The organism is Testudinibacter sp. TW-1 (assembly GCF_050613185.1).
Taxonomy (GTDB): domain Bacteria; phylum Pseudomonadota; class Gammaproteobacteria; order Enterobacterales; family Pasteurellaceae; genus Chelonobacter.
This window is the reverse complement of the sequence record NZ_CP192511.1, coordinates 619,902-644,964: the sequence shown is the minus strand read 5'-3', so window position 1 is coordinate 644,964 and position 25,063 is coordinate 619,902. Positions and strand designations below refer to the sequence as shown.

25 protein-coding genes are annotated in these 25,063 nt (G+C 49.4%); 16 read left to right on the top strand and 9 right to left on the bottom strand.

All coding sequences use genetic code 11. The features are described 5' to 3' along the window. Nucleotides 1–44 precede the first annotated feature (44 nt). Together waaA and coaD are read left to right on the top strand one after the other, a co-directional pair. Nucleotides 45–1,328, top strand: coding sequence for a lipid IV(A) 3-deoxy-D-manno-octulosonic acid transferase (gene waaA, locus ACQ31U_RS03150; RefSeq protein WP_431053644.1), 1,284 nt, complete (start codon nt 45–47; stop codon nt 1,326–1,328). Nucleotides 1,329–1,338: 10 nt separating this feature from the next. Further along, nucleotides 1,339–1,824, top strand: a complete 486-nt coding sequence (gene coaD / locus ACQ31U_RS03145; protein WP_431053643.1) for a pantetheine-phosphate adenylyltransferase — start codon at nt 1,339–1,341, stop codon at nt 1,822–1,824. A 10-nt stretch (nt 1,825–1,834) separates the two neighbouring features. On the opposite strand, the gene ACQ31U_RS03140 is transcribed toward coaD, so the two are convergent. Continuing rightward, nucleotides 1,835–2,554: a 3-deoxy-D-manno-octulosonic acid kinase gene (locus ACQ31U_RS03140; RefSeq protein WP_431054270.1), complete on the bottom strand. Its 720-nt coding sequence runs from the start codon at nt 2,552–2,554 to the stop codon at nt 1,835–1,837. Nucleotides 2,555–2,639: 85 nt separating this feature from the next. Between ACQ31U_RS03140 and ACQ31U_RS03135 the strand changes: the two genes are divergently transcribed. Continuing rightward, nucleotides 2,640–3,701, top strand: coding sequence for a glycosyltransferase family 9 protein (locus ACQ31U_RS03135; RefSeq protein ID WP_431053642.1), 1,062 nt, complete (start codon nt 2,640–2,642; stop codon nt 3,699–3,701). Between the two features lie 158 nt (nt 3,702–3,859). Here ACQ31U_RS03135 and mutM read toward each other — a convergent pair whose 3' ends face one another. Next, entirely contained in the window at nt 3,860–4,681 is an 822-nt protein-coding gene (mutM, locus tag ACQ31U_RS03130; RefSeq protein WP_431053641.1) for a bifunctional DNA-formamidopyrimidine glycosylase/DNA-(apurinic or apyrimidinic site) lyase, read from the bottom strand. A gap of 124 nt (nt 4,682–4,805) precedes the next feature. Here mutM and trmL point away from each other — a divergent pair, with 124 nt between their 5' ends. Both trmL and ACQ31U_RS03120 read left to right on the top strand, forming a co-directional pair. Then, nucleotides 4,806–5,288 (top strand): tRNA (uridine(34)/cytosine(34)/5-carboxymethylaminomethyluridine(34)-2'-O)-methyltransferase TrmL, encoded by a 483-nt coding sequence (trmL, locus tag ACQ31U_RS03125; RefSeq protein ID WP_431053640.1) that lies wholly within the window; start codon nt 4,806–4,808, stop codon nt 5,286–5,288. A gap of 9 nt (nt 5,289–5,297) precedes the next feature. After that, nucleotides 5,298–5,921 carry a LysE/ArgO family amino acid transporter gene (locus tag ACQ31U_RS03120; RefSeq protein WP_431053639.1) on the top strand — a complete coding sequence of 208 codons (624 nt, stop codon included), beginning with the start codon at nt 5,298–5,300 and terminating at the stop codon, nt 5,919–5,921. A gap of 353 nt (nt 5,922–6,274) precedes the next feature. Here ACQ31U_RS03120 and gorA read toward each other — a convergent pair whose 3' ends face one another. Together gorA and ACQ31U_RS03110 are read right to left on the bottom strand one after the other, a co-directional pair. Next, on the bottom strand, nt 6,275–7,630 hold the full coding sequence (gene gorA / locus ACQ31U_RS03115) for a glutathione-disulfide reductase (protein ID WP_431053638.1): 1,356 nt from the start codon (nt 7,628–7,630) through the stop codon (nt 6,275–6,277). Nucleotides 7,631–7,750: 120 nt separating this feature from the next. Continuing rightward, entirely contained in the window at nt 7,751–8,590 is an 840-nt protein-coding gene (locus tag ACQ31U_RS03110) for a 23S rRNA (adenine(2030)-N(6))-methyltransferase RlmJ (RefSeq protein ID WP_431053637.1), read from the bottom strand. Between the two features lie 131 nt (nt 8,591–8,721). Between ACQ31U_RS03110 and prlC the strand changes: the two genes are divergently transcribed. From prlC to ACQ31U_RS03095, 3 genes are all read left to right on the top strand, one after another. Next, nucleotides 8,722–10,761: an oligopeptidase A gene (gene prlC, locus ACQ31U_RS03105; protein WP_431053636.1), complete on the top strand. Its 2,040-nt coding sequence runs from the start codon at nt 8,722–8,724 to the stop codon at nt 10,759–10,761. 184 nt (nt 10,762–10,945) lie between these two features. After that, entirely contained in the window at nt 10,946–12,328 is a 1,383-nt protein-coding gene (gene srmB / locus ACQ31U_RS03100) for an ATP-dependent RNA helicase SrmB (RefSeq protein WP_431053635.1), read from the top strand. Between the two features lie 12 nt (nt 12,329–12,340). Continuing rightward, the gene (locus ACQ31U_RS03095; protein ID WP_431053634.1) at nt 12,341–13,387 is read left to right on the top strand and encodes an NADP(H)-dependent aldo-keto reductase; all 1,047 of its coding nucleotides are present in this window, start codon (nt 12,341–12,343) and stop codon (nt 13,385–13,387) included. Between the two features lie 18 nt (nt 13,388–13,405). Here the strand turns inward: ACQ31U_RS03095 and ACQ31U_RS03090 are convergent, their stop codons facing one another. Then, the gene (locus ACQ31U_RS03090) at nt 13,406–14,230 is read right to left on the bottom strand and encodes a divergent polysaccharide deacetylase family protein (protein ID WP_431053633.1); all 825 of its coding nucleotides are present in this window, start codon (nt 14,228–14,230) and stop codon (nt 13,406–13,408) included. Continuing rightward, on the bottom strand, nt 14,230–15,465 hold the full coding sequence (gene envC, locus ACQ31U_RS03085) for a murein hydrolase activator EnvC (RefSeq protein WP_431053632.1): 1,236 nt from the start codon (nt 15,463–15,465) through the stop codon (nt 14,230–14,232). The genes ACQ31U_RS03090 and envC overlap by 1 nt, the downstream gene beginning before the upstream one ends. Before the next feature lie 247 nt (nt 15,466–15,712). Here envC and ACQ31U_RS03080 point away from each other — a divergent pair, with 247 nt between their 5' ends. The 7 genes from ACQ31U_RS03080 to cysE all read left to right on the top strand — a co-directional run bounded on the left by ACQ31U_RS03080 (nt 15,713) and on the right by cysE (nt 20,137). After that, on the top strand, nt 15,713–16,396 hold the full coding sequence (locus ACQ31U_RS03080; protein WP_431053631.1) for a 2,3-diphosphoglycerate-dependent phosphoglycerate mutase: 684 nt from the start codon (nt 15,713–15,715) through the stop codon (nt 16,394–16,396). A gap of 201 nt (nt 16,397–16,597) precedes the next feature. Beyond that, nucleotides 16,598–17,038 carry a rhodanese-like domain-containing protein gene (locus tag ACQ31U_RS03075; RefSeq protein ID WP_431053630.1) on the top strand — a complete coding sequence of 147 codons (441 nt, stop codon included), beginning with the start codon at nt 16,598–16,600 and terminating at the stop codon, nt 17,036–17,038. A 40-nt stretch (nt 17,039–17,078) separates the two neighbouring features. After that, nucleotides 17,079–17,594: a protein-export chaperone SecB gene (gene secB / locus ACQ31U_RS03070; RefSeq protein WP_431053629.1), complete on the top strand. Its 516-nt coding sequence runs from the start codon at nt 17,079–17,081 to the stop codon at nt 17,592–17,594. A 140-nt stretch (nt 17,595–17,734) separates the two neighbouring features. Next, nucleotides 17,735–17,917, top strand: a complete 183-nt coding sequence (locus ACQ31U_RS03065; RefSeq protein ID WP_431053628.1) for a hypothetical protein — start codon at nt 17,735–17,737, stop codon at nt 17,915–17,917. Further along, nucleotides 17,910–18,224 (top strand): type II toxin-antitoxin system RelE/ParE family toxin, encoded by a 315-nt coding sequence (locus tag ACQ31U_RS03060; protein ID WP_431053627.1) that lies wholly within the window; start codon nt 17,910–17,912, stop codon nt 18,222–18,224. Before ACQ31U_RS03065 ends, ACQ31U_RS03060 begins: the two co-directional genes overlap by 8 nt. A gap of 54 nt (nt 18,225–18,278) precedes the next feature. After that, on the top strand, nt 18,279–19,304 hold the full coding sequence (gene gpsA, locus ACQ31U_RS03055) for an NAD(P)H-dependent glycerol-3-phosphate dehydrogenase (RefSeq protein ID WP_431053626.1): 1,026 nt from the start codon (nt 18,279–18,281) through the stop codon (nt 19,302–19,304). Between the two features lie 11 nt (nt 19,305–19,315). Then, the gene (gene cysE / locus ACQ31U_RS03050) at nt 19,316–20,137 is read left to right on the top strand and encodes a serine O-acetyltransferase (protein ID WP_431054269.1); all 822 of its coding nucleotides are present in this window, start codon (nt 19,316–19,318) and stop codon (nt 20,135–20,137) included. A 444-nt stretch (nt 20,138–20,581) separates the two neighbouring features. Here cysE and ACQ31U_RS03045 read toward each other — a convergent pair whose 3' ends face one another. The 3 genes from ACQ31U_RS03045 to pyrG form a co-directional block, all read right to left on the bottom strand. Further along, complete coding sequence (locus ACQ31U_RS03045; protein WP_431053625.1) at nt 20,582–20,983, bottom strand: DUF2251 domain-containing protein; 402 nt, start codon at nt 20,981–20,983, stop codon at nt 20,582–20,584. Nucleotides 20,984–21,066: 83 nt separating this feature from the next. Beyond that, on the bottom strand, nt 21,067–22,368 hold the full coding sequence (eno, locus tag ACQ31U_RS03040) for a phosphopyruvate hydratase (RefSeq protein ID WP_431053624.1): 1,302 nt from the start codon (nt 22,366–22,368) through the stop codon (nt 21,067–21,069). 141 nt (nt 22,369–22,509) lie between these two features. After that, nucleotides 22,510–24,141 (bottom strand): glutamine hydrolyzing CTP synthase, encoded by a 1,632-nt coding sequence (gene pyrG, locus ACQ31U_RS03035; RefSeq protein ID WP_431053623.1) that lies wholly within the window; start codon nt 24,139–24,141, stop codon nt 22,510–22,512. 220 nt (nt 24,142–24,361) lie between these two features. Between pyrG and ACQ31U_RS03030 the strand changes: the two genes are divergently transcribed. Beyond that, entirely contained in the window at nt 24,362–25,057 is a 696-nt protein-coding gene (locus tag ACQ31U_RS03030) for a 7-cyano-7-deazaguanine/7-aminomethyl-7-deazaguanine transporter (RefSeq protein ID WP_431053622.1), read from the top strand. Nucleotides 25,058–25,063 lie beyond the last annotated feature (6 nt).

Here is a 25,063-nt window from a genome sequence, read left to right as displayed (position 1 = left end):
AATAGGGTATAATCCCAGCTAACTTTATTATCGGAAAATACGCTATGATACGTTATGTTTACAGTCTGTTGCTCTATTTGCTTCAGCCCTTCGTCTTGCTGTTTACTCTTTACCGCAGCCGTAAAGCTCCTGCGTATCGGCAGCGGTTGAATGAGCGTTATGCTTTTTATTCGGCGAAGTACCGTAAGCCGCAGCCGAATGGGGTGTTAATTCATGCCGCTTCGGTTGGTGAAGTGATGGCGGCGCGTCCGTTGGTGAATGCGTTGTTAAACGATTATCCGCACTTGGCAATTACTTTAACCACTGTCACGCCGACCGGTTCTGAACGAGTGAAATCGACATTTGGCGATAAAGTCACGCATATTTATTTACCTTACGACACGCCGACAGCCATGAAACGCTTTTTCGATTTTGTGCAGCCAAAACTCTGTTTAGTGATGGAAACCGAATTATGGGCGAATTTTATCCATCAATCAGCCCGGCGCAATATTCCGTTTATCGTTGCCAATGCGCGCCTGTCCGCCCGTTCGGCGCGCCGCTATGGCAAAGTGAAAACGATTTTGCGCCCGATGTTGTCTGAAATTACGCATATTGCGGCACAAGACAGCATTAGTGCCAGCCGTTATTTAAGTTTGGATTACGACCAATCACATCTGACGGTGATGGGCAATTTAAAATATGATTTAAGCCTAAGTGCGGTATTGCAGCAACAAATTGCGCAATTGCGCCAAACATGGTTGCCGCACAAACGTCCGGTTTGGATTGCCGCCAGCACCCATCAGGGCGAAGATGAAATTGTGTTGGAAGCGCACCGCACTTTATTGCAACGCTACCCCGATTTATTGTTGCTGCTGGTGCCGCGCCATCCGGAACGTTTTCAAGCGGTGTACGAACTGATTGAAAAATCCGGGCTAAGTGCGGTGCGCCGTTCCGCACGGCAAGCCCCGATGGACAACACGCAAGTGGCGTTAATCGACAGCATGGGCGAGCTGATGTTGATGTACGGTATCAGCGATCTTGCTTTTGTCGGCGGCAGTTTGCTGCCGATTGGCGGACACAATCCGCTCGAACCGTTGGCGTTTAAACTGCCGGTGATCGCCGGCAAGCATACCTTTAATTTCCCCGAAGTCTTCGGCGAATTACGCCGTGTGCGTGGCGTGATCGAAATTGAGGCGCAGAGTGGGCTGCTGGCGGAAAGCGTTGCGCGTTTGCTGGCTGAACCGCAACGAGCGCGGCAATATGGCGAAGCCGGCTATCAAGTGTTAGTCAAAAACCGCGGCGCATTGGATCGCTTAATGTTATTATTGCGCCCTTATCTTGAAAAATAGGACGTTGAAAATGCAAACCACCGTGATTTATCCCGGCACATTTGACCCGATTACCAACGGGCATTTAGATATTATTGAACGCAGTGCGTTACTGTTCCCGAAAATCTTGGTGGCGGTGGCGGCGAGCCCGAGTAAAAAACCGCTGTTTGAGTTGGAACAGCGGATTGAGCTGGTGCGTCAATCGACGCAACATTTAACCAATGTCGAGGTGATCGGCTTTTCCGGCTTATTAGCCGATGTGATTAAGCAATATCAAGTGAAAGCGATTATTCGCGGCGTGCGTGCGGTGGCGGATTTTGAATATGAATTACAACTGTCGCATTTAAACCGTTTGCTGACCAACGGCGTGGAAAGCCTGTTCTTCCCACCGTCTGATCGCTGGTCGTATGTTTCCTCCACCATGATCCGCGAAATCAGCTTACACGGCGGCGACACCCAAGCCCTGGTGCCGCAAGTGGTTTATCAAGCATTGCAACAAAAGCGCGCTCAAGGTTAGCGGCTAAGTATTAGAAGTTATAACCGGTGAGCAGTTGTTGCCAATTCTGCTCACTGAATTGAATCCGCATTCTGCCGACTTCTTTGGCAAAAGAGCGGTGTAGCCGTTCCAAATTGCTTTGTTTCCAACTCGCGCCACTGAGAAAAGCGCATTTATCAAAATCAATCAGCCAGAATTTTTGTTGCCCGTGTTGCTGCTGTAGCAAAATATTGTGCGCATTCAGATCACGGTGGCACACTTGTAAATCGTGCATTTGCCGAATGAGTTCGCCGATCTCCTGCCATTGGCTGTCCGACAAGGTTTGTTGTTGCAGCACCGCCGTCAAATCCTGCGAATCGGCAATGCGTTCAATTAAAATATCGGCTTGATAACCGATGGTTTTTTTAATGGTGCGCGCGGCAATCGGCTGCGGCACGGGCAAGCCAGCCTTATGCAAACGGCGCAACATCTTGAATTCGCTAAAACTGCGGCTGTTTTTTAACGAACGGTCAAAATAGCGATCACGGTTAAATTTTGCCGACCAACCGCCGCGATAATAGTGGCGCAACGCCAAATTTTTACCGATGTCCAAATCTTGCGCCTGCAAAAACCAAGTGATACCACGCCCCTTTGCCTGCCCAATCACCCGCTGTTGTTGCTGCCAAAAGTGAATATCAAACAACTGTTCCGGCGTAAGTGCGGTTTCGACATTGAGTAAAAAGTAGTGGTTAGCGTGTTGCAGATAAGGCATGATGTCACCATTCAAGTAAGAAATGATCATTTTTCGATTTTACTTTAGAATAACGAAAATCCCAATTAAAAAATAAGTTAACCCTATGCAAACACAACCGCTTTTTAGCCAAACTTCAGCCCCGAAGAAAATCTGTATCTTGCGCCTGTCGGCGATAGGCGATGTCTGTAATGCGATTGCGATGGTGCAGCAGATTCAGCGGTACTACCCAAGCAGCGAAATCACTTGGATTGTCGGCAAAACCGAAGCGCAGCTGGTTTCGGTGCTGCCGAATATCAACACGGTGGTGTTTGATAAAAAAAGCGGTTGGCGCGGGGTATTGGCGGTTTGGCGGCAGTTGCAATCGCAGCATTTCGATGTTTTGCTGAATATGCAAACCGCACTTCGTGCCTCGGTGTTATCACTCGGGATTAAAGCGCGCTATAAAATCGGTTTCGCCAAACAGCGCGCGCGCGAGGGGCAGTGGCTGTTCACTAACCGCAAAATCAGTGAACCGAGCAAACCGCACGTTTTGGACGGATTTTTAGCCTTTGCGCGCGAAATCGGCGTGCCGCCGGGGCAGCTTAGTTGGGAGATTCCATTGAGCGAGGCGGATCAAACGTTTGCTGCTGAATTGCTTGATCCGCAACGCAAAAACCTGCTGATTTGCCCCTGTTCCAGTAAAGCGGAAAAGGATTGGACGGTCGAAGGCTATGTTGCGCTGGTACGTTACGCTGCCGAGCAGAATATTAACGTGATTCTCGCCGGTTCGCCTGCGCCACGTGAGATCGCCATGGCGGCTGAAATCGAGCAAAAGTGCGGTTTCGCCCTGACCAATGTGGTCGGCAAAACCTCGTTGTTGCAACTGTTGGCATTAATCGGCAAAGTGGATTTGCTGATTTCGCCCGATTCCGGCCCGGCACATATGGCAACCGCACAAGGCACGCCGGTGATCGGACTGTACGCCATTCATAATCCGCTGCGCACCGCACCCTATAACAATCTTGCCAATGTGGTGTCGGTGTACGAACAAAATATCCAAGCGCAATACGGCAAACCGTCCGCAGAACTGCCTTGGGCAACACGCGCCAAAGGCAAGGATTTAATGCGGCAGATTAAGGCGGAAGCGGTGATTGCGCAGATGAAAGGATTGTTGGGAATGAGTTGATAATCCCCCTTCTCCCCTTGTGGGAGAAGGGCAGATTATCGCGTCGTTCAGAAGCGATAATCAGGATGAGGGGGCTACATTGCGGTTTCTTTCACCCTCATCCGTCCTGCGGACACCTTCTCCCATCAAGGGAGAAGGGAACAGAGCAGTCCTTACCGTTATAACTTCTGACATCTCGGACAATAAAAACTATTCCGTTGCCCGATAACCGCACTTTCGATTTTGGTGCCGCAGGTCGGGCAAGGTTCGCCGGCTTTGCCGTAAACATACAGCTGTTGCGCAAAATAACCGGGGCGACCGTCCGGTTGGACAAAATCTTTCAAGGATGTGCCGCCTTGACGGATTGCGTCTTTTAATACCTGTTTCACCTGTTCGACCAACTGCGCACATTGCGCACGGGTTAATCGACTGGGCGGCGTGAGCGGGTGAATGCCGCACAGGAACAGGGTTTCATTGGCGTAAATATTGCCCACGCCGACCACCACCGCATTGTTCATCAAAAAGGATTTAATCGGCGTATTTTTGTTACGGCTTTTTTGCCAGAAATAGTCGGCGTTAAATTGCTCCGACAGCGGCTCGGGCCCGAGTTTGGCAAACAGCGGAAAACCGTCCAGCGTCTCCGTCCACAGCCATGCGCCAAAGCGGCGCGGATCGTTGTAGCGTAAAATTTTGCCATTGCCGAAGATAAATTCGAGGTGATCGTGTTTATCACGCACCGCACTTTCATCATCCATATCCACAATCCGCAGCGAACCGGACATGCCCAAATGCCCGATGATATAACCTTGTTCGGTTTCTAAAATCAGGTATTTGGCGCGCCGTTGCAAGCCGGTGACGCGCACGTTGTAAAACTCGCTCAGTTCCGGGCTGACTTCCCAACGCAATTTGCTGCGGTGGACGCGGATTTGCTCGATTGGCTGCCCCAACACAAACGGCGCAATGCCGCGCAGGGTGGTTTCGACTTCGGGTAATTCAGGCATGGTTGTTCTCTTTTTGGGTTCGAATGGGGTATTTTATCCAATTTTAACCGCACTTTCAGCACTTGTTTAAATAGGCGAGAGTGGTATAGTTTGCCTCTGTTTTTGAACCTGATTAATTGAGATTATGTTAGACATTGTATTATACGAACCGGAAATTCCGCAAAACAGCGGCAATATTATCCGATTATGTGCCAACTGCGGTTTTCGTTTGCACCTGATCGAGCCGCTAGGTTTTGCCTGGGACGACAAAAAACTGCGCCGTTCCGGATTGGATTACCACGAATTTGCCGAGATTAAAAAATACCCGTCATTTGAAACCTTTATGCAGCAAGCGCAGCCTAACCGCTTATTCGCCCTAACCACCAAAGGTTTTGCCAATCATGCGCAAGTGCGCTATCAGCTCGGCGATTTTTTAATGTTTGGTCCTGAAAGCCGCGGCATTCCGCGTCCGATTTTAGACAGTTTGCCGCAGCAACAGAAAATCCGCCTGCCGATGGTGGCGAACAGCCGCAGCATGAATTTATCCAATGCGGTGGCGGTGACGGTGTATGAAGCCTGGCGGCAATTGGGGTTTGAAAATGCAGTTAACCCCAATTTGGCGGGTTAAGAAGGCAATATGGAACAGTTATTACAAGGCTTTTTTGTCAGCGCCAGCCTGATCATCGCGATTGGCGCGCAAAATGCATTCGTGTTAAAACAAGGCTTGCTGAAACAAAATATTTTCTGGGTCGCGCTCACTTGTTTTCTGTGTGATTTTGTTTTGATTGGTATTGGCGTGCTGGGATTTGGCAGCTTAATCGGTCAAAACCCGAGCGCAACCTTAGCCTTGGCGGTGGTCGGCGCGCTGTTTTTATTGGTTTATGGTGCGCGCGCGTTTCGCAGTGCTTATCAAGGCACCAGCGGTTTAAGCCTCGACAAAACTGAGCGACCACCGCAAAGTGCGGTCAAAATCGTATTGATCACCCTTGGCTTAACCCTGCTCAATCCGCACGTCTATTTAGACACCGTGGTGATTATCGGCGGCATCGCCTCCACTTTGTTATTTGAGCAAAAATTGCAATTTCTACTCGGCGCGGTGTTTGCCTCCGGCTTATGGTTCTTCGGCTTGGGCTACGGCGCACGCCTGTTGATTCCGCTGTTCAAACGCCCGAAAACCTGGCGGGTGTTGGATTTCGCTATCGGCTGTATTATGTGGCTGATCGCCTTTAGCTTGGCGCGTTATGCCTTAGGATTATTATAAATTCAAGTGCGGTTGGCAATGGTCCTAAATTTCGGCCATTCAGAAACTCTATGGAGTCTTGTTCAGTGATGATTTCGCCACCTATATGTACATCGTCTGATTTGATCAAATAAACCACGGGATTAACTTTGTAATAACTGTTGGTTCATCCAGTATCTGCTATAGCTATCGAGATCCTAAGGCCTGTAATGTACCAGGGCAGTTTGAGCGTTTACTGTGATTAGTGAACGTTATTGATACTTTCACATGTGAAAGTTTTGGGGATATATGAGTGAATAAACAAAGGCCAGAGAACGATGCCCTGGCCTCTCAGTTTTTCTACAGTACGAACGTATGCAGGTGGGTTTTCGACATTAACCCCTCATAGTCACAAACTCTTCCGAGCCGGTCGGGTGAATGGCGACGGTGTTGTCGAAGTCGGCTTTGGTTGCGCCCATTTTGATGGCGACGGCAAAGCCTTGAATCATTTCGTCCACGCCGAAGCCGATGCCGTGCAAGCCGACGATTTTTTCGTCAGGACCGACGCAAACCAGTTTCATACGGCACGGTTGGCGGTGTTGGGTCACGGCGGTGTACATCGCCGTGAAAGAGGATTTATACACTTTCACATTGGCTTCGCCATATTGCGCAATCGCTTGCGGTTCGGTCAAACCGATGGTGCCGATTGGCGGGTGGCTAAACACCACGGTCGGGATCAGGTTGTAATCCAAATGTTCGTTCGGTTTATTGTTGAATAAACGCTCGGACAAACGGCGACCCGCCGCCACAGCCACCGGGGTTAATTCCACTGCGCCGGTGTTGTCGCCGACCGCATAAATGCCTTTGACATTGGTGTTTTGGAATTTATCCACCGTAATATAACCTTTGGCATTGGTTTCCACCCCTGCCGCGGCAAGATTAATGTTATCGGTCATCGGTTCTCGCCCGATAGCCCAAACCAAGGTATCGACAGTTTGCTCACGTCCGTCTTCCAGTTTCACGGTTAAACTGCCGTCGGCATTTTTCACGATTTCCTGCGGAATGGCGTGGGTGTGCAGGGTTGGGCCTTCGCTGGTCAACACTTCCAGCAAGGTTTCCACAATCAGCGGATCAAAATTGCGCAACGGTGCGTGTTGGCGCACAAACAGGTGGGTTTCCACGCCTAAGCTGTGCAGCACCCCGGCAAGTTCGATCGCGATATAACCTGCACCGACCACTGCCACGCGTTTCGGCAGTTGGTTTAACGCAAATACGCCGTCGGAATTGATACCGTATTCCGCCCCTTTGATGTTCGGCATAGACGGGCGACCACCGGTGGCAATCAAAATATGATCGGCAGTGATCCGTTCACCGTTGACTTCCACCGTGTTGCTGTTGACGAATTTGGCAAAACCCTGAATCACATCGACCTTGTTGTTGCCCAGCGCCCGCTCGTAGGACTGATGAATCCGTCCGATATAGGCTTGGCGGTTTTCAACCAATTTGGCAAAATCAAAGCCGTTCAATTTGACATCAAAGCCATAGTCCGGCGCATACAGGTTAATCGCCTCGGCGATTTGCGCCCCGTGCCACATCACTTTTTTCGGCACGCAACCGACGTTGACACAAGTGCCGCCGAGATATTTCGCTTCGATAATCGCACATTTTTTGCCGTAGCTCGCCGCACGGTTAATCGAAGCGATACCGCCGCTGCCGCCGCCGATTGCCAGATAATCGTAATGTTTGCTCATAATCCTTGTCCTTGTCAAAAACTGATAATAAATTGCGCCCATTCTGCCGAATACGCGCACGAAAAACCATTCAATAAAACTAATTATTTTGATTGTCGGTAACAATCTGCTCTTTTCCGCTTATTCCGGCGTGATCCAGTCCAGTTTCCACGCGCCGGTTTCCGGCGCAAGGGTGTTGGCTAAATACGGCAAGGTCGCTTTCATTTCCGCTTCCAATGTCCACGGCGGATTAATCACAATCATGCCGCTTGCCGTCATTCCGCGCTGATCGGAATCGGGGCGCACCGCCAGTTCGATCTGCAAAATTTTGCGAATGCCGCTCTGTTCCAAGCCGCGCACAATACGCTTAACGTGTTGACGCAGCACCACCGGATACCAAATCGCATAAGTGCCGGTGGCAAAGCGTTTGTAACCCTCTACAATCGCCTGCACCACCAATTCGTAATCCTCTTTCAATTCATACGGCGGATCGATCAGCACCAACCCGCGCCGCTCTTTCGGCGGCAGGGCGGCTTTCAGCTGCTGATAACCGTTGTCGCGCTTGGTGGTAACATTTTCATATTGTTTAAAATTATTGCGCAATAACGGAAAATCGCCCGGGTGCAGCTCGGTCAGCAAGGCGCGATCTTGCGGGCGCAATAAATTGGCGACAATCAGCGGCGAACCGGCATAATGGCGCAATTGCGCACCGTGATTGAGTTTTTTAATTTGCGCCACATAATCCGCCACTTCCGGCGGCAGATCGTCCCGGTGCCACAAACGGGCAATGCCGTCCAAATATTCCGCCGTTTTTTCCGCCTCATAGCCGGTCAGATTATAACGCCCGACCCCGGCATGGGTATCGAGGTAAAAAAAGCCTTTCTCTTTTTGTTGCAGCGCACGAATCATCCGCACCAGCACCAGGTGTTTCAGCACATCGGCGTGATTCCCGGCATGAAAGCTGTGGCGATAGCTCAGCATAGTTAGTCCTTTCCTATTTTTAAAATTGGCGACAGTTTACCGCACTTTGCGTGCTTTTTCTTTATTCTTCGCTTGAATTCAGGTAAAACATACCGCACTTTATTTAAAAACAATCGCAAATAAGAGAAATTATGAACAATCCATTATTAAATCAATGCGGTTTACCGCACTTTTCGCAAATTGAACCGCAACACATCGTGCCGGCGATTGAACAACTGATCGCCGAAGCTCGCCAAACCGTGGAACAGGTGCTGCAACAACCGCACTTTAGCTGGGACAATTTCGTGCAGCCGTTAAGCGAAGCCGGCGACCGTTTAGGGCGCGCTTGGTCGCCGGTCAGCCATTTAAATGCGGTGAAAAACAGCCCCGAACTGCGCGAAGCCTATCAAGCCTGCCTGCCGTTATTATCCGAATACAGCACCTGGATCGGGCAACATCAAGGGCTGTTCGCAGCGTATTCGCAGCTGAAAAACAGCGCCGAGTTCGCCGAGCTGTCGCTGTCACAGCAAAAATCGATTAACGACACCTTGCGTGATTTTGAACTGTCGGGCATTGCTTTGCCGCCGGAAAAACAACAACGCTACGGCGAAATCGTGGCGCGCTTGTCCGAACTCAGTTCGCAATTCAGCAACAATGTGCTCGACGCCACCATGGGCTGGGACAAAGTGATTAGCGACGAAAGTGAGCTGCAAGGCTTGCCGGAATCGGCATTGCAGGCGGCGAAAGCGGCGGCGCAAAGCAAAGAGCTGGACGGTTACCGTTTCACCTTGGAATTTCCAAGCTATCTGCCGGTGATGACCTATTGCGAAAACCGCACTTTGCGCGAAGAGATGTACCGCGCCTTCAACACCCGCGCTTCCGATCAAGGCCCGAACGCCGGCACGTGGGACAACAGCCCGTTAATCGAAGAGATTATGCAACTGCGCTTTGAACTGGCGCAACTGCTCGGTTTCGCCACTTACGCCGATTACTCCCTCGCCACCAAAATGGCGCAAAGCCCGCAGCAAGTATTGGATTTCTTAGAAAATTTGGCGGTCCGTGCCAAACCGCAAGGGGAAAAAGAGCTGGCGGAACTGACGGCGTACACTGCCGAAACCTTTGGGATCAGCGAGCTGGAGCCGTGGGATATTGCCTTTTACAGCGAGAAACAGAAACAACACCTGTTTGCGATCAACGATGAGGAACTGCGCCCGTATTTCCCTGAAAATCGGGTATTAAGCGGCTTGTTTGAGGTGGTAAACCGTATTTTTGGGATCACCGCAAAAGAGCGGTTTGATATTGATACCTGGCACGACGAAGTGCGGTTTTTCGAGCTGTATGACCGCAGCAACGAACTGCGCGGCAGCTTCTATCTGGATTTATACGCCCGTCCGCACAAACGCGGCGGCGCATGGATGGACGACTGTATCGGGCGCAAACGCCTAGCCAACGGCGAGATTCAAAAGCCGGTGGCGTATTTGGTGTGCAACTTTAACCGCCCGATTGGCGACAAACCGGCGTTATTCACCCACGACGAAGTCACCACCCTGTTCCACGAGTTCGGACACGGTATCCACCATATGCTGACTCTGATTGATGTCGGCGGCGTATCCGGTATTAACGGCGTGCCGTGGGACGCGGTCGAATTGCCGAGCCAGTTTATGGAAAACTGGTGTTGGGAAAAAGAGGCGTTGGATTTTATCTCCGGTCATTACCAAAGCAACGAACCGTTGCCGGCGGAAAAACTGACCCAACTACTGGCGGCGAAAAACTACCAAGCGGCGATGTTCGTGTTGCGCCAGTTGGAATTCGGGATTTTCGATTTCCGCCTGCATTATCAATATGACCCGAAGTGCGGAGCGCAAGTGTTGCAAACCCTGAAAACGGTGAAAGATCAAGTTTCGCTATTCAAAGCGATCGATTGGGTGCGCACCCCGCATTCGTTCAGCCACATCTTCGCCGGCGGCTACTCCGCCGGTTACTACAGCTATTTATGGGCAGAGGTGCTCTCCGCCGACGCATTTTCGCTGTTTGAAGAACAAGGCATTTTCAATCCGCAAACCGGACAAGCCTTTTTGGATCACATTCTCACCCGCGGCGGCTCGGAAGAACCGATGGAACTGTTCAAACGCTTCCGCGGCCGCGAACCGCAACTGGACGCGCTGTTAAGACATAAAGGCATTGCGGGCTAGACCGCACTTTTGCTTGGTAAGCCGCCAGCGGGGTTGCCGTTGGCGGTTTTTTGTTGCCGTAATTTCGCTTTACTGCCCTGCGACTGCGCACTTCCTAAGAAGATCAAAATCTAAATCACATAAAACAAGTGCGGTATCAGCGCCGGAAGGCTATAATCAGTGCACACCAAGATTGAGGTAATTTATGACAACAGCACAACACTTTGAACAATTTGACTTAGCGCCCGAACTGCTGAAAGCCCTGCGCGATAAAAACTATCAACGTCCGATGTTGATTCAGGCGGAGGTGATTCCGCACGCCTTGGAAGCGCGCGATATTCTCGGCTCTGCGCCGACCGGCACCGGCAAAACCGCCGCATTTTTATTGCCGGCAATTCAGCATTTATTGGATTTCCCACGCCGCAAACCGGGTGCGCCGCGCGTGTTAGTGCTGACCCCGACCCGTGAATTGGCAATGCAAGTGGCGGATCAAGCCAAAGAACTGGCGAAATACACCAACCTGAGTATCGCCACCATCACCGGCGGTGTCGCCTACCAAAATCACGGTGAGATTTTCAATAAAAATCAAGATATTGTGGTCGCCACTCCGGGGCGTTTGCTGCAATACATCAAAGAAGAAAACTTTGATTGCCGCGCGGTGGAAATCCTGATTTTCGACGAAGCGGACAGAATGCTGCAAATGGGCTTCGGGCAAGATGCGGAAACCATTTCCGCCGAAACCCGCTGGCGCAAACAAACCCTGCTGTTTTCCGCCACGTTGGAAGGCGAACTGCTGGCGGATTTTGCCGAGCGGATTTTAAATGAGCCGGTGCAAATCGACGCCGACCCAAGCCGGCGCGAACGCAAAAAAATCCAACAATGGATCTATCATGCCGACAGTAAAGAACATAAATTCAAGCTGTTGGCACGCTTAATCGACAATGAAAATGTCGAGCGCGGGATCGTATTTGTACGCAAACGCGAAGAGGTGCGCGAGCTGTCGGAGAACCTGCGTAAACGCGGCATTCGCAGCACCTATTTAGAGGGCGAAATGGCGCAAACCCAGCGTAACAACGCGATTGATAAACTGAAAAACGGCGTGGTGAATATTCTGGTTGCCACCGATGTCGCCTCGCGTGGGATTGACATTGACGACATCAGCCATATTTTCAATTACGATCTGCCGTACAGTGCCGACACCTATCTGCACCGTATCGGGCGCACCGCGCGCGCCGGCAAGAAAGGCAATGCGATTTCCTTGGTGGAAGGACACGATTATAAATTGTTGGGTAAAATCCGCCGTTATACCGACGAAGCCCTGAAATCGCGGATTGTCGAAGGGCTTGAACCGCGCACCAGTCCGCCGAAAGACGGCGATCAAAAGCGCGTCAGCAAAAAACAGAAAGCCCGTTTAAAAGAGAAAAAAGCCGAGAAACAACAAGAGAAGAAAAAGGTCAAACTGCGCCATCGCGACAGCAAAAACATCGGCAAACGGCGTAAACCAAGTGATTCGCAACGTGCCGTGGCAACTGAAAGTGCAGTAAGAGAGAAAAGTGCGGTCAAAACCAAATCCCAAGCGGACCAATAGGAGAAAAGCGCAATGCAATATCGGCAACTCGGCAACAGCGATCTGAACGTCAGTTTAATCTGTTTGGGCACGATGACCTTCGGCGAGCAAAACAGCGAAGCGGACGCACACCAACAGTTGGATTACGCGCTGGCACACGGAGTCAATTTTATTGATACCGCCGAGATGTATCCTGTGCCGCCAAGCGGCGAAACCTATGGGCGTACCGAGCAATATGTCGGCAGTTGGCTGGCGAAACAGCAGCGCGATAAGGTGATTGTCGCCAGTAAAATCGCCGGTCCGTCGCGCGCCAACGATAACCAAAACTATATTCGCGGCGGTTCGCGCTTTACTCAACAGCAGATTTTTGCCGCCTGTGACGCCAGTTTAAAACGGCTGCAAACCGATTATTTGGATCTGTATCAGCTGCATTGGCCGGAGCGGCAAGTGAACTATTTCGGGCAATTAGGGCTGACCGCACTTGATGAACCAGCGGATGTGACGCCGTTGCAAGAGAGTCTGGAAGCGCTGCAAACCTTGCAGCAACAAGGAAAAATCCGCCATTTCGGCTTATCCAACGAAACGCCGTGGGGCGTGATGGAGTGTTTGCGCCTACATCGCGAATTAAGCCTGCCACGCGTGCTATCGGTGCAAAATCCGTATAACCTGCTCAATCGCAGTTATGAAGTGGGTTTGAGCGAAATTTCGTTGCGCGAGCAGGTCGGTTTATTGGCGTATTCGCCGTTGGCATTCGGCTTACTCAGCGGCAAATACCGCACTTCGCCTTGGCCGGAAAAAGGACGTTTAACCCTGTTTGAACGTTTCCAACGTTACACAAAACCGCAAGCCTTTGCAGCGATCGAGCGTTACGCCGCGATTGCCGAGCAAGCCAACATCAGCCTGACCGCACTTTCACTGGCGTTTGTCAATCAACAGCCGTTTGTCGCCGGTAATATTATCGGTGCGACCACCCTTGAGCAGTTGGCGGAAAATATTGCCAGCGTGGACGTGCGGTTAAGCGAGGAAACACTGGCGCAAATCAATGCGGTGCATGCAGAAATCAGTAATCCTTGCCCTTAAGCCGCAAACCCGTGCCGCTTATTCCGGCACACCGCGCAACAGCGGATACTTCACAAAAGGCGCAACCGAAGTCGAAGCCGGCAAATCGTTAAACAGCAGAATAAACGGTTTCGGCGGAATCACTTTTTCGTTGCGCCACAAACTGCCCATACCGACCAGTTGAATATCACTCGGCAAATTGGCAATGCCTTGCCGCAACACGTTAATCGTATTTTTACGCGGGTGTCCGATCACAATCGCCATGCCGTGTTTGCGTGCATATTGAACGGATAAATTAAACTGGCGCTGCACATCCGCGTATTCGTCGCTGTCGTCCAAGAAAATATGCCGATCCAACGCCACCACCCCGTTTTCCCGCGCCACTTTGCTCGCCACGCTGCTGCCGATCGTGCGGCTGTCGAGGAAAAACAGGCTATGCTTAACCAGATTTTGCATTAAATGGCTCATCAACGTGCGGTCGGCAGTGGCGGCACTGCCCATATGGTTGTTCAAGCCGATTGCATAGGGCACGCGCTGACGGGCGTAATCCAGTTTTTCCGTCACCTCTGCCTGCGACATGCCCAAGCGCAAGCCCTCTTTTTCCAATTTCATCTTGGCTTTCGGCTGCATCGGCTGGTGAATCAAAATATCCCGCCCCTGCCGTTTTGCTTGCTCGGCACGCGCGGTGGCATTCGGCGCCGACGGAATAATCGCCACCGAAATCTCTTTCGGCAGGTTATAAATTTTTTGATCGTCGGCACGATAGCCGATGTCATCAATCACAATCGCCAAACGCGCCGCCAAGCCGCTGTCGGCAGACAGCAGTAACAACAAGCAAAGTGCGGTTTTGGATAATCTCCCCATCACTTCACCCAATTCAACGGATTCACCGGATTACCTTTGCGCCGGATTTCGAAATAGAGCGAGGGCTTGCCTTGTCCGCCGCTGCTGCCGACTTCGGCGATTTTCTGACCGTTCTTGACGTATTGTCCGTTTTGCACGCTTAAACGTTGGTTGTAGCCGTACAAACTCATATCGCCGGCACCGTGATCGACCACCACCACCAAGCCGTAGCCTTGCAGCCAATCGGCTAAAATGACGCGTCCGTCGGCGATGGCTTTGACTGCCGCGCCAGCACTACTGTTGATGACGATCCCTTTCCAGCGCAATTCCCCCATTTGCACCGAGCCGAAACGGTTGGCAATGCTGCCGCCGGTCGGCAAAGCATATTGTTTTTTGCCTGCGCCTAAACCGCTGGTTTTGCGCGTCAGGTTTCTTTCGTTCTCGGTCGGTTGATAAGGTTTATCGGTTTTTTTCGCTTGCTCGGCTTTTTTACGCTGGTAGGCGGCAAGTTCTTCCTGTTCGCGTTTTTTGGCGCGTTGTTGCGCTTGCGCAATCGAACGTTTCAGGCTGTTTTCATTTTCTTTCAACACGTCCAGGCGGTTTTCGCCTTGTTTAATCGAACGATCCAATTTGGTCAGGGTCGATTTCCGTTCGTTTTGCGTTTTTTGTAACGAAGCCTGTGATTGTTTCTGCTTAGTTAAAATCGCCTGTTGCTGTTTTTGCTGTTGCTGTGCATCGGTTTTTTGCGCTTCCAAATCCGCTTGGGTTTGTTTAATCGAATCGATCAACGCTATGCGAGAGCGGTTAAACTCTTGGTAATACGCCAACATCCGATCGCTGACCTGCGCCTTTTCCGACAGGATTTTCTCGATAACCGACGGATTCAGACCGGCACGGTATGCGGAATCCAACTGCTGCGCCAGTTTCTGCTTTTGCGCCGCTAACTGCTTTTCCAACTGTGCGATCTGCTTGTCGGTTTCGCGAATGCTACGCTGCAACTGCCCCAATTCCTGCTCGGTTTTGCGTAACTCGCCCAACACGTTGTTAATGCTGTTTTCCTGCTTTTTCAACTCTTGTTGCAGGCGGTTCTGCTCCTGACGCTGCTGCGACAGCTGTTGCTGCTGCCGCTTAATCTGCTGCTGAACCTTGGATAAATCTTGTTGATTGGCATAACTGTCCGGACTTATACCTGCGGCGATAAATCCGATCGCACATAAAAAAAACAGTAAATGTTTTTGAATCCCCTGCACTGACACCGACGGTCACTCCTGTTAAGTCTGGCAAATTCGAATCGGTAGCGGCTTCATCTGATTTTATTTTTCGTCATTCGACAAAACACCTACACGCCTCTAACAAAATTAACACATTTTAATCGCTTCTTGGCAAAAGATCAGCAATTCTTGCCAGAATATCGGCAAAGATCCGTCGCGACTATTTCAACTTATAGAAATATTTGCTATAAATGCCACACGCTTTTTAATTAAATCATAGGAGAACTTTTTTATGGAATTAGTCTTTATTCGTCACGGTTTCAGTGAGTGGAATGCCAAAAATTTATTCACCGGTTGGCGCGATGTGAACCTGACCGAGCGCGGTATCGAAGAAGCCAAAACCGCCGGTCAAAAATTGAAAGAAGCCGGTTTCGAATTCGATATCGCCTTCACTTCCGTATTAACCCGTGCGATTAAAACCTGTAATATCGTGCTGGAAGAATCCAACCAATTGTGGATTCCGCAAGTGAAAAACTGGCGTTTGAATGAGCGTCACTACGGTGAACTGCAAGGCTTGGACAAAAAAGCCACCGCTGAAAAATACGGCGACGAGCAAGTGCATATCTGGCGCCGCTCTTACGACACCTTGCCACCGTTATTGGCACAAGATGATCCGAACTCCGCCCATAATGATCGCCGTTATGCGCACCTGCCGAGCGACGTGGTGCCGGACGGTGAAAACCTGAAAGTGACCTTGGAGCGTGTGCTGCCGTTCTGGGAAGATCAAATCGCCCCGGCATTGTTAAGCGGTCAGCGTGTGTTAGTCACTGCACACGGTAACTCGCTGCGTGCCTTGGCAAAACACATCGAAGGCATTTCCGACGCGGATATTATGGATTTGGAAATCCCGACCGGTCAGCCGTTGGTGTATCAATTGGACGATAACTTAAAAGTGGTTAAAAAATACTATCTATAAGTTAACCGCCTAGCACGTTTCTAACCGCACTTGCCGATCTGATCGGTCAAAGTGCGGTTTTTTTGTATTCTTTGACCGCACTTTGCCATCGATCTGACAATATTTGTACAGTCTCACTTTAGTTTTGTTTGGTTAAGCGCCGAAGTGCGGTTATACTTGACTCTCTTTTTTAACACTATTTTTTACCGATCGAGATTTTAAATGGAAGATTTTATCCCTAGAGCTATCGAATTTGCCGGTAATCACACCATTATGATTGTCGCGTGGGTTGCCGTTTTTATCGGTGTTATCGTCACCTTTATTAAATCAGCGGCATCGCGCGTGAAAGTCATCGACAATGCGCAATTGACGCAACTGCTGAACAAAGAACACGGGATTGTGGTTGACGTGCGCAGCAACGATGAATTTCAACGCGGACACATTATCGGCAGCGTGCAAGCCTTGCCGACCGAAATCAAAAACAACACCGCAAGCATTTTGGAAAAACATAAAAACGTGCCGGTGATTGTGGTCGATACCAGCGGTTTGGGCAACGAAGCGATTGCCAACCAGTTATACAAAAACGGTTTCAGCCGAGCTTACAGCCTGAAAGAAGGCATTGGCGGCTGGCGTGCGGCAAATCTGCCGTTAGTTAAACACTAATTTCACTTTAACGATTCCAACTAAAGCAAGGGAGCTGAACATGGCTGACGAAAATACACAAGCGGCAAACACCGAAGAACAAGCGGTGCAACCGACCTTACAAATCCAACGTATTTATGTAAAAGATGTGTCGTTTGAAGCACCGAATCTACCGACCATTTTCCAACAAGAGTGGAAACCGCAACTGCAATTCAACTTAAACACCGAAACCGTTGAATTGGCGGAAGGTTTATACGAAGTCTGCTTGAATCTGACCGTAGAAACCACCCTGGAAGACAGCGGTGATGTGGCGTTTATCTGTGAAGTCAAACAAGCCGGTGTGTTCACCGTGTTAGGTTTGGAAGGCGTACAACTGGCGCACTGCCTGACCGCACAATGCCCGAATATGTTGTTCCCGTATGCACGCGAGCTGATTTCCAACTTGGTGAACCGCGGAACTTTCCCGGCACTGAACCTGTCGCCGGTCAACTTTGACGCGCTGTTTATGCAACAACTGGAAGCACAACAAGCCGAACTTGAAAACAGCGGCGAAGCAAAAAGCGAAACCACCCACTAAGACGGGATTTCGTTCAACTTTAGCAAAAATCGCAGGCAAATGTCTGCGATTTTGTTTTATTGCAACTTGAAATCATTGCATCGTCTATTTGCCGTCTGTATGATATTTATCAGACGTCGTAGATTACAGGGAGATTAACTATGCTCTTATCAAATCAATCTGTTTTAACAGAAAATGCTTCAAAACAAGCCTATCTTGCCCAACTCCAATCGGTTGAAGCGCAACGTGTGAAACTGCGTGCGCTGATCGACCAAGCCGAAGAAAGCGAATTTGAAGTATGGGAAAATATGGAAACGGATTTGGACGCCATTTTTCATGAATAAACGCCAACTTATTCGTTCCAATGCGGTTATTCAAGATCTTCATGAAATTGCCGAATACGGGCGACGTTATTTTTCTACCGAAACTAACAAAAAATTTAAAAACGGATTAATACAGACACTGAATATCCTGTGTGATTGCAATATGACGCTCGGAACAGCCAGAAATGACATTAAACCAAATTTATTAATGTTTCCTTATCAACGCTATAATTTGTATTTTTATCGCACAGAAACACAAATTATTTTATTACGGATCTTACGCAGTGAAGTCGATACGCTTGATCCATCAAATTTTCCTTTTTTCTAAATAATCAATAGCCATAAAATCAACATATTATAAAAAGCCAACATAGGAAAGAATATGACCACCGCACTAACCAACACTCCGATCACCGTTCTTGGCGCAGGTTCTTTCGGCACTTCGCTGGCGATTGCGTTTTCTCGTAACGGCTACCCGACTTACCTGTGGGGGCACGATAAACACCATCTGCAACGATTAGCCGAAGAACGGCAAAACCGTGAATTTCTACCGGATATCGCCTTTCCCGACTCGCTGATTATCGAACCGAGTTTATGCACTGCCATTCAAGCTTCGCGCGATATCTTATTAGTCGTGCCGAGCCATGTGTTCGGCGATGTGATCGCCCAAATTAAACCGCTGTTGCGCAACGACAGCCGCCTGATTTGGGCAACCAAAGGCTTGGAGCGGGATAGCGGACGCTTATTGCAAGCAGTGGTGAAAGAACAACTCGGCAGCCACTATCCGCTGGCGGTGTTGTCCGGCCCGACCTTTGCCAAAGAACTGGCAAACGGCTTGCCGACGGCAATCGCTTTGGCTTCAGACAATGCGCAATTCGCGCGTGAAGTGCAAACCCGCATTCATTGCAGCAAACATTTCCGTGTCTATATCAACAATGACATGATTGGCGTACAACTGGGCGGCGCCGTCAAAAACGTGATTGCGATTGGCGCCGGCATTTCCGATGGCATGGGCTTCGGTGCGAATGCGCGTACCGCACTGATCACCCGTGGCATTGCCGAAATCACCCGTTTGGGCTTATCCTTGGGCGCACAGCCGGAAACCTTTATGGGCATGGCCGGCTTGGGCGATTTGGTGTTGACCTGTACCGACAACCAATCGCGCAACCGCCGTTTCGGCTTAATGTTGGGACAAGGCTTCAGCGCACAACAAGCCTTGGATAATATCGGACAAGTGGTCGAAGGCTTCTACAACACCAAAGAAACTCACCTGCTGGCACAACGGCAAGGGATCGAAATGCCGATTACCGAACAGATTTATCAAGTGCTATTCTGCGGCAAAAACGCTCGCGACGCAGCGCTTGCCCTGCTAGGCCGTGAGCGTAAAGAAGAATATACAAGAGAATGATTATGACCGAAATGTCTCCGCAAAAACTGCTCGATTTATGGTTGTCAATCCGCAGCGAAGCCAAAGAACTGGTGGAAAATGAACCGATGTTGGCAAGTTTCTATCATGCCACCATTTTGAAGCATTACGATCTCGGTTTGGCACTCAGTTATATTCTGGCAAATAAACTGTCCAATCCGATTATGCCGGCGATTGCGCTGAAAGAGATTATCGAAGAAGCTTATCAACAGCACCCGGATTTAATCGCCTACGCCGCCTGTGATTTATTGGCGGTACGCGAGCGTGATCCGGCGGTCAACATGTGCTCCACGCCACTGCTATATCTGAAGGGCTACCACGCCCTGCAAAGCTACCGTATCACCCATTATTTGTGGCAAGCCGGCAGAACGGCACTGGCGATTTATCTGCAAAACCAGATTTCGGTTGCGTTTGATGTGGATATTCACCCCGCCGCGCGGATCGGCAAAGGCATTATGCTCGATCATGCCACGGGCATTGTGGTCGGCGAAACCGCGGTGATTGAAGATGATGTCTCGATTTTACAAGGCGTTACTCTCGGCGGCACAGGCAAAGAGTGCGGTGATCGCCACCCGAAAGTACGCGAAGGCGTGATGATCGGCGCAGGCGCAAAAATTCTCGGCAATATCGAAGTCGGACGCTTCGCCAAAATCGGCGCCGGATCAGTAGTGCTGCAAGCCGTACCGGAATACGCCACCGCCGCCGGCGTACCGGCGAAAATCATCGCCCAACACCAACAAACCAAACCCTCATTCGAAATGGATCAGTATTTTGCCGACAACGATCAGTTGGAATGTGAATTCCGTAATATTTAATTCGTCTTGGTAAACCAAAGTGCGGTTAAACCGCACTTGAGATTGCGGACAAACTTACTGCTCTCCCTCCGTGTGCGGAGGGAGTACCATTTTTCGCAAGAAAAATGGGGAGGGAGGAGTAATATGAAAATACAACATATTCATTTTTAAAATGATTTATGCCTCCCTCCGTCCTTCGGACACCTCCCTCCGTATACGGAGGGAGGGAAATGATTAGAGAAAGGGACTTTGTCATCAGCTTGAAGTGCGGCTAAACCGTACTTCCATTTTTCCCCTCTCTTTTTTGAAATTTGACTCGATTTTTATTCCAAATGTGACAAAGATCAAAATTTTGACTTAAAGATCGCTAATGCCTTGTTTTTTTAAACTGAGAAAGTTTAAGGATTTTTCTGTCTTTTGGGGTGCAGATCACCGCCAGCAACCGCACTTTGCATAAATGCGTGCTTATGCCAGCCAGTGTTTGACTAATTCATCGTCAATCACTTTGCGCGACCACAGACTGCCGAATTCCGGTTCGGGATATTTGCTGTGGTTGTAGGCAATCAATTTGACGAAATCAAAAGCGGCGTGCGGATAATCATTAATCAGCAATAAGGCAAAATCGCCGCCTTGCGACCAGCAGATTTGTAACTTGCGTGCTGTTTCTTTTTCGCTGACCGCACTTGCGTTATAAATGTGCAGCGAATCGACAATCGGCATGGCTTGGCGGGTATCCAAAGCATAAAAATAACCGGTTTCGCCGTCATCTTCAAAGATTACCGAGAGGTGATCATGTTGTTCCGATCCGGTGCCGACCTGCTTTGTTTGTCCGATAAACAGTTGATCTTCCAATGCTAAATAGAACATATATTGCCCTCCTCTTTTCGATAAAGAAAAAGGTTGTCTGAATCGCTTCAAACAACCTTTTCTTCATTTAGCTAAGGTAATAATTACGCTTGACCTTTCACTTCTTTCAAGCCGTTGAACGGGGCTTTCGCACCTAACGCTTCTTCGATACGGATTAATTGGTTGTATTTGGCAACACGGTCAGAACGGCTCATTGAACCGGTTTTGATTTGACCTGCTGCGGTACCGACCGCTAAATCGGCGATAGTCGCATCTTCGGTCTCGCCTGAACGGTGAGAGATAACCGCGGTGTAACCGGCATCTTTCGCCATTTTGATCGCCGCCAAGGTTTCGGTCAAAGAGCCGATTTGGTTGAATTTGATCAAGATGGAGTTGGCGATACCTTTGTCGATACCTTCTTTTAAGATTTTGGTGTTGGTTACGAACAGATCGTCACCGACCAATTGTACACGGTCGCCCAATACTTTAGTTTGGTAAGCAAAACCTTCCCAGTCGGATTCGTCTTGACCATCTTCGATAGAGACGATTGGGTATTGTTTGGTCAATTCTTCTAAGTAATGCGTGAACTCTTGAGAAGTGAAGGTTTTGCCTTCGCCTTTCATTTCGTAGTTGCCGGTTTCTTTGTTGTAGAACTCAGAAGAGGCGCAGTCCATCGCTAAGGTCACGTCTTTGCCTAACACATAACCGGCTTTTTCCACCGCTTCTTTGATGCATGCCAATGCGTCAGCGTTAGACGCCAGGTTAGGGGCGAAACCACCTTCGTCACCCACTGCCGTGTTCAAACCTTTGCCTTTCAATACTTTTGCTAAGTTGTGGAATACTTCCGCACCGATACGCAATGCTTCACGCAAGGTTTTCGCACCGACCGGTTGAATCATAAATTCTTGAATATCGACGTTGTTGTCAGCGTGTTCACCACCGTTGATGATGTTCATCATCGGTAAAGGCATGGAGTAAACGCCAGGGGTGCCGTTTAATTCGGCAATGTGTGCGTACAATGGCAAGCCTTTGGATGCCGCCGCGGCTTTCGCATTCGCCAATGATACCGCCAAAATGGCATTCGCGCCGAATTTGGATTTGTTGTCAGTACCGTCTAAATCGATCATGATTTGGTCGATTTCGGCTTGGTTTGTCGCATCTTTGCCGACAACCGCACTTGCAATCGGACCGTTTACCGCTTCAACCGCTTTCAACACGCCTTTACCCAAGAAACGCGATTTGTCGCCGTCACGCAGTTCCAACGCTTCGCGCGAACCGGTCGATGCACCTGATGGCGCAGCCGCTAAACCAACGAAGCCACCTTCCAAATGCACTTCTGCTTCAACCGTCGGATTTCCGCGAGAATCAATAATTTCACGACCAATTACTTTAACAATTTTTGCCATTGTATTTTCCTCTTGTGATTAAACTAAAATCAATACTAAAAAACTGTGTTATATACTAAAGGGATTTGTTTTATTTGTCTTGTAAAAAGTGCAGGAATGACGATTCCTGCACCGAATTATTTTTTTATTTTAACAAATTACTTACTTTTTCTGATGTTCTTTCGCAGCTTTAACAAATCCGCTAAATAAGCGGTGTCCGTCGCGCGGGGTTGAAGTGAATTCAGGGTGGAATTGCGCCGCGACGAACCACGGGTGGTTCGGGATTTCGATGATTTCCACCAATTTCTTATCCGCCGACAAACCGCTGACTTTCAAGCCCGCCGCTTCGATTTGCGGTAATAAATTGTTGTTCACTTCATAGCGGTGGCGGTGGCGTTCTTCGATGGTGTCTGCGCCGTAAATCTCGTGCGTTTTGGTGCCTTCGATCAAGTGGCAAAGTTGTGCCCCCAGGCGCATTGTGCCGCCCAGATCGGAGCTTTCGCTACGGGTTTCGACGTTGCCTTCGGCATCCTGCCATTCGGTAATCAAACCGACCACCGGATACGGCGTGTTTTTGTCAAATTCGGTCGAGTTGGCGTTGCTTAAACGTGCCACATTGCGCGCGTATTCAATCAGAGCGACCTGCATTCCCAGACAAATGCCCAAATACGGAATGTTGTTTTCACGTGCGTATTGGGCGGTCATGATTTTGCCTTCCACGCCACGATAGCCGAAGCCGCCCGGCACTAAAATGCCGTCCAAGCCTTTCAGCAGATCGGTGCCTTTGGATTCGATGTCTTGCGAGTCGATATATTTGATATGCACGCTTAAACGGTTGCTTAAACCTGCGTGTTTCAAGGCTTCGTTCACCGATTTGTATGCGTCCGGCAGTTCGATATATTTGCCGACCATGCCAATCGTGACGTCACCATTGCTTGGGTTGCTTTCGCGGTATAACACCTGTTCCCATTCGCTCAGATCCGCCTCCGGACAGTCGAAATGGAAACGTTGGCAGATATAGTCATCTAAGCCCTGTGATTTCAACATTGCCGGAATTTGGTAAATCGAGCTGACATCTTTCAGCGACACTACTGCTTTTTCCGGGACGTTACAGAATAAGGCAATTTTGGCGCGTTCATTCGCCGGAATGCTGCGATCGGAACGGCAAATCAGAATATCCGGTTGAATCCCGATGGAAAGTAACTCTTTCACCGAGTGTTGGGTCGGTTTGGTTTTCAATTCGCCTGCGGCGGCGATATACGGCACTAACGTCAGGTGCATAAATAAGGTGCGCTCGCGTCCGACTTGCACCGCCAATTGGCGTAAGGCTTCTAAGAACGGTAACGATTCAATATCACCGACCGTGCCGCCGACTTCGACAATCGCCACGTCATGATCGGCTGCGCCGTCAATCACGCGCGCTTTGATTTCGTTGGTGATATGCGGAATCACCTGAATGGTTGCGCCCAAATAGTCGCCGCGACGTTCTTTGCGTAACACTTCGGAATAGATTTTACCGGTGGTGAAATTGTTGCGCTTGGTCATTTTGGTGCGGATAAAGCGCTCGTAATGCCCTAAGTCTAAGTCGGTTTCCGCGCCGTCTTGGGTCACGAACACTTCACCGTGCTGAATTGGGCTCATTGTGCCCGGGTCGACGTTGATATAAGGGTCAAGTTTCATCATCGTGACGTTTAAGCCACGCGCTTCTAAAATTGCCGCAAGAGATGCCGCAGCAATACCTTTACCGAGGGAAGATACGACACCGCCCGTCACAAAAATATAATTGGTAGCCATTTGAAATCCAGTCTGTGAATGAGATGATTTTGAGATAAGAAAGTCTTATCAGGACGGGACAATAGTGTATAGCAAAGTGCGGTCAAACTCAAATATTCATTCCGCTTGCCTTTTGCACAAAAATCCGTATTATCACCGCTCTTTATACAATTTAAGCTTTATACAATTTATCATTTTATTTGGGTTCCCTCGCCCCCAAACACAACAAAAAGGTATTATTATGTTTTCAGCCTCTTCGCTTTTTAGCACACAACAAAAACGCAATGCGTTAATTATTCTTAGTTTTTTCCATATTTTGATTATCACCGCCAGCAATTATCTGGTGCAATACGCCTTTGAAGTGCGGTTGCCGTTCAGCGATTTCAGCTTTCACACCACGTGGGGGACGCTGACTTTCCCGTTTATCTTTTTAGCTACCGATCTGACCGTGCGCGTGTTCGGCGCAAAAGAGGCGCGCCAGATTATTTTTATGGTGATGATTCCGGCATTGATGATCAGCTATCTGGTTTCTACGCTGTTTGTCGACCAACAATTTCAAGGGCTGACCGCACTTGCGACCTTTAATCTGTTCGTCTTCCGCATAGCGATTGCCAGTTTTGCCGCTTATGTGTTCGGGCAACTGTTAGACGTGTTAGTATTCAATCGCTTACGCCAACTCAAAACCTGGTGGATTGCGCCGAGCTGTTCGATGACCTTCGGCAGTGCCTGCGATACGCTGATGTTCTTTGCGATCGCCTTTTATCAAAGCAGTGATCCGTTTATGGCGGAAAACTGGCTGACGCTCGGCTTTGTCGATTATTTGTTTAAATTGTTTATCGGTTTACTGTTTTTCGTACCTGCCTATGGCGTGGTGTTGAATGTTATTTTGAAAAAGTTGCAGCAATTGGTCGATCTCCGTCAGCCCAGTTTGAATTAATTTTTT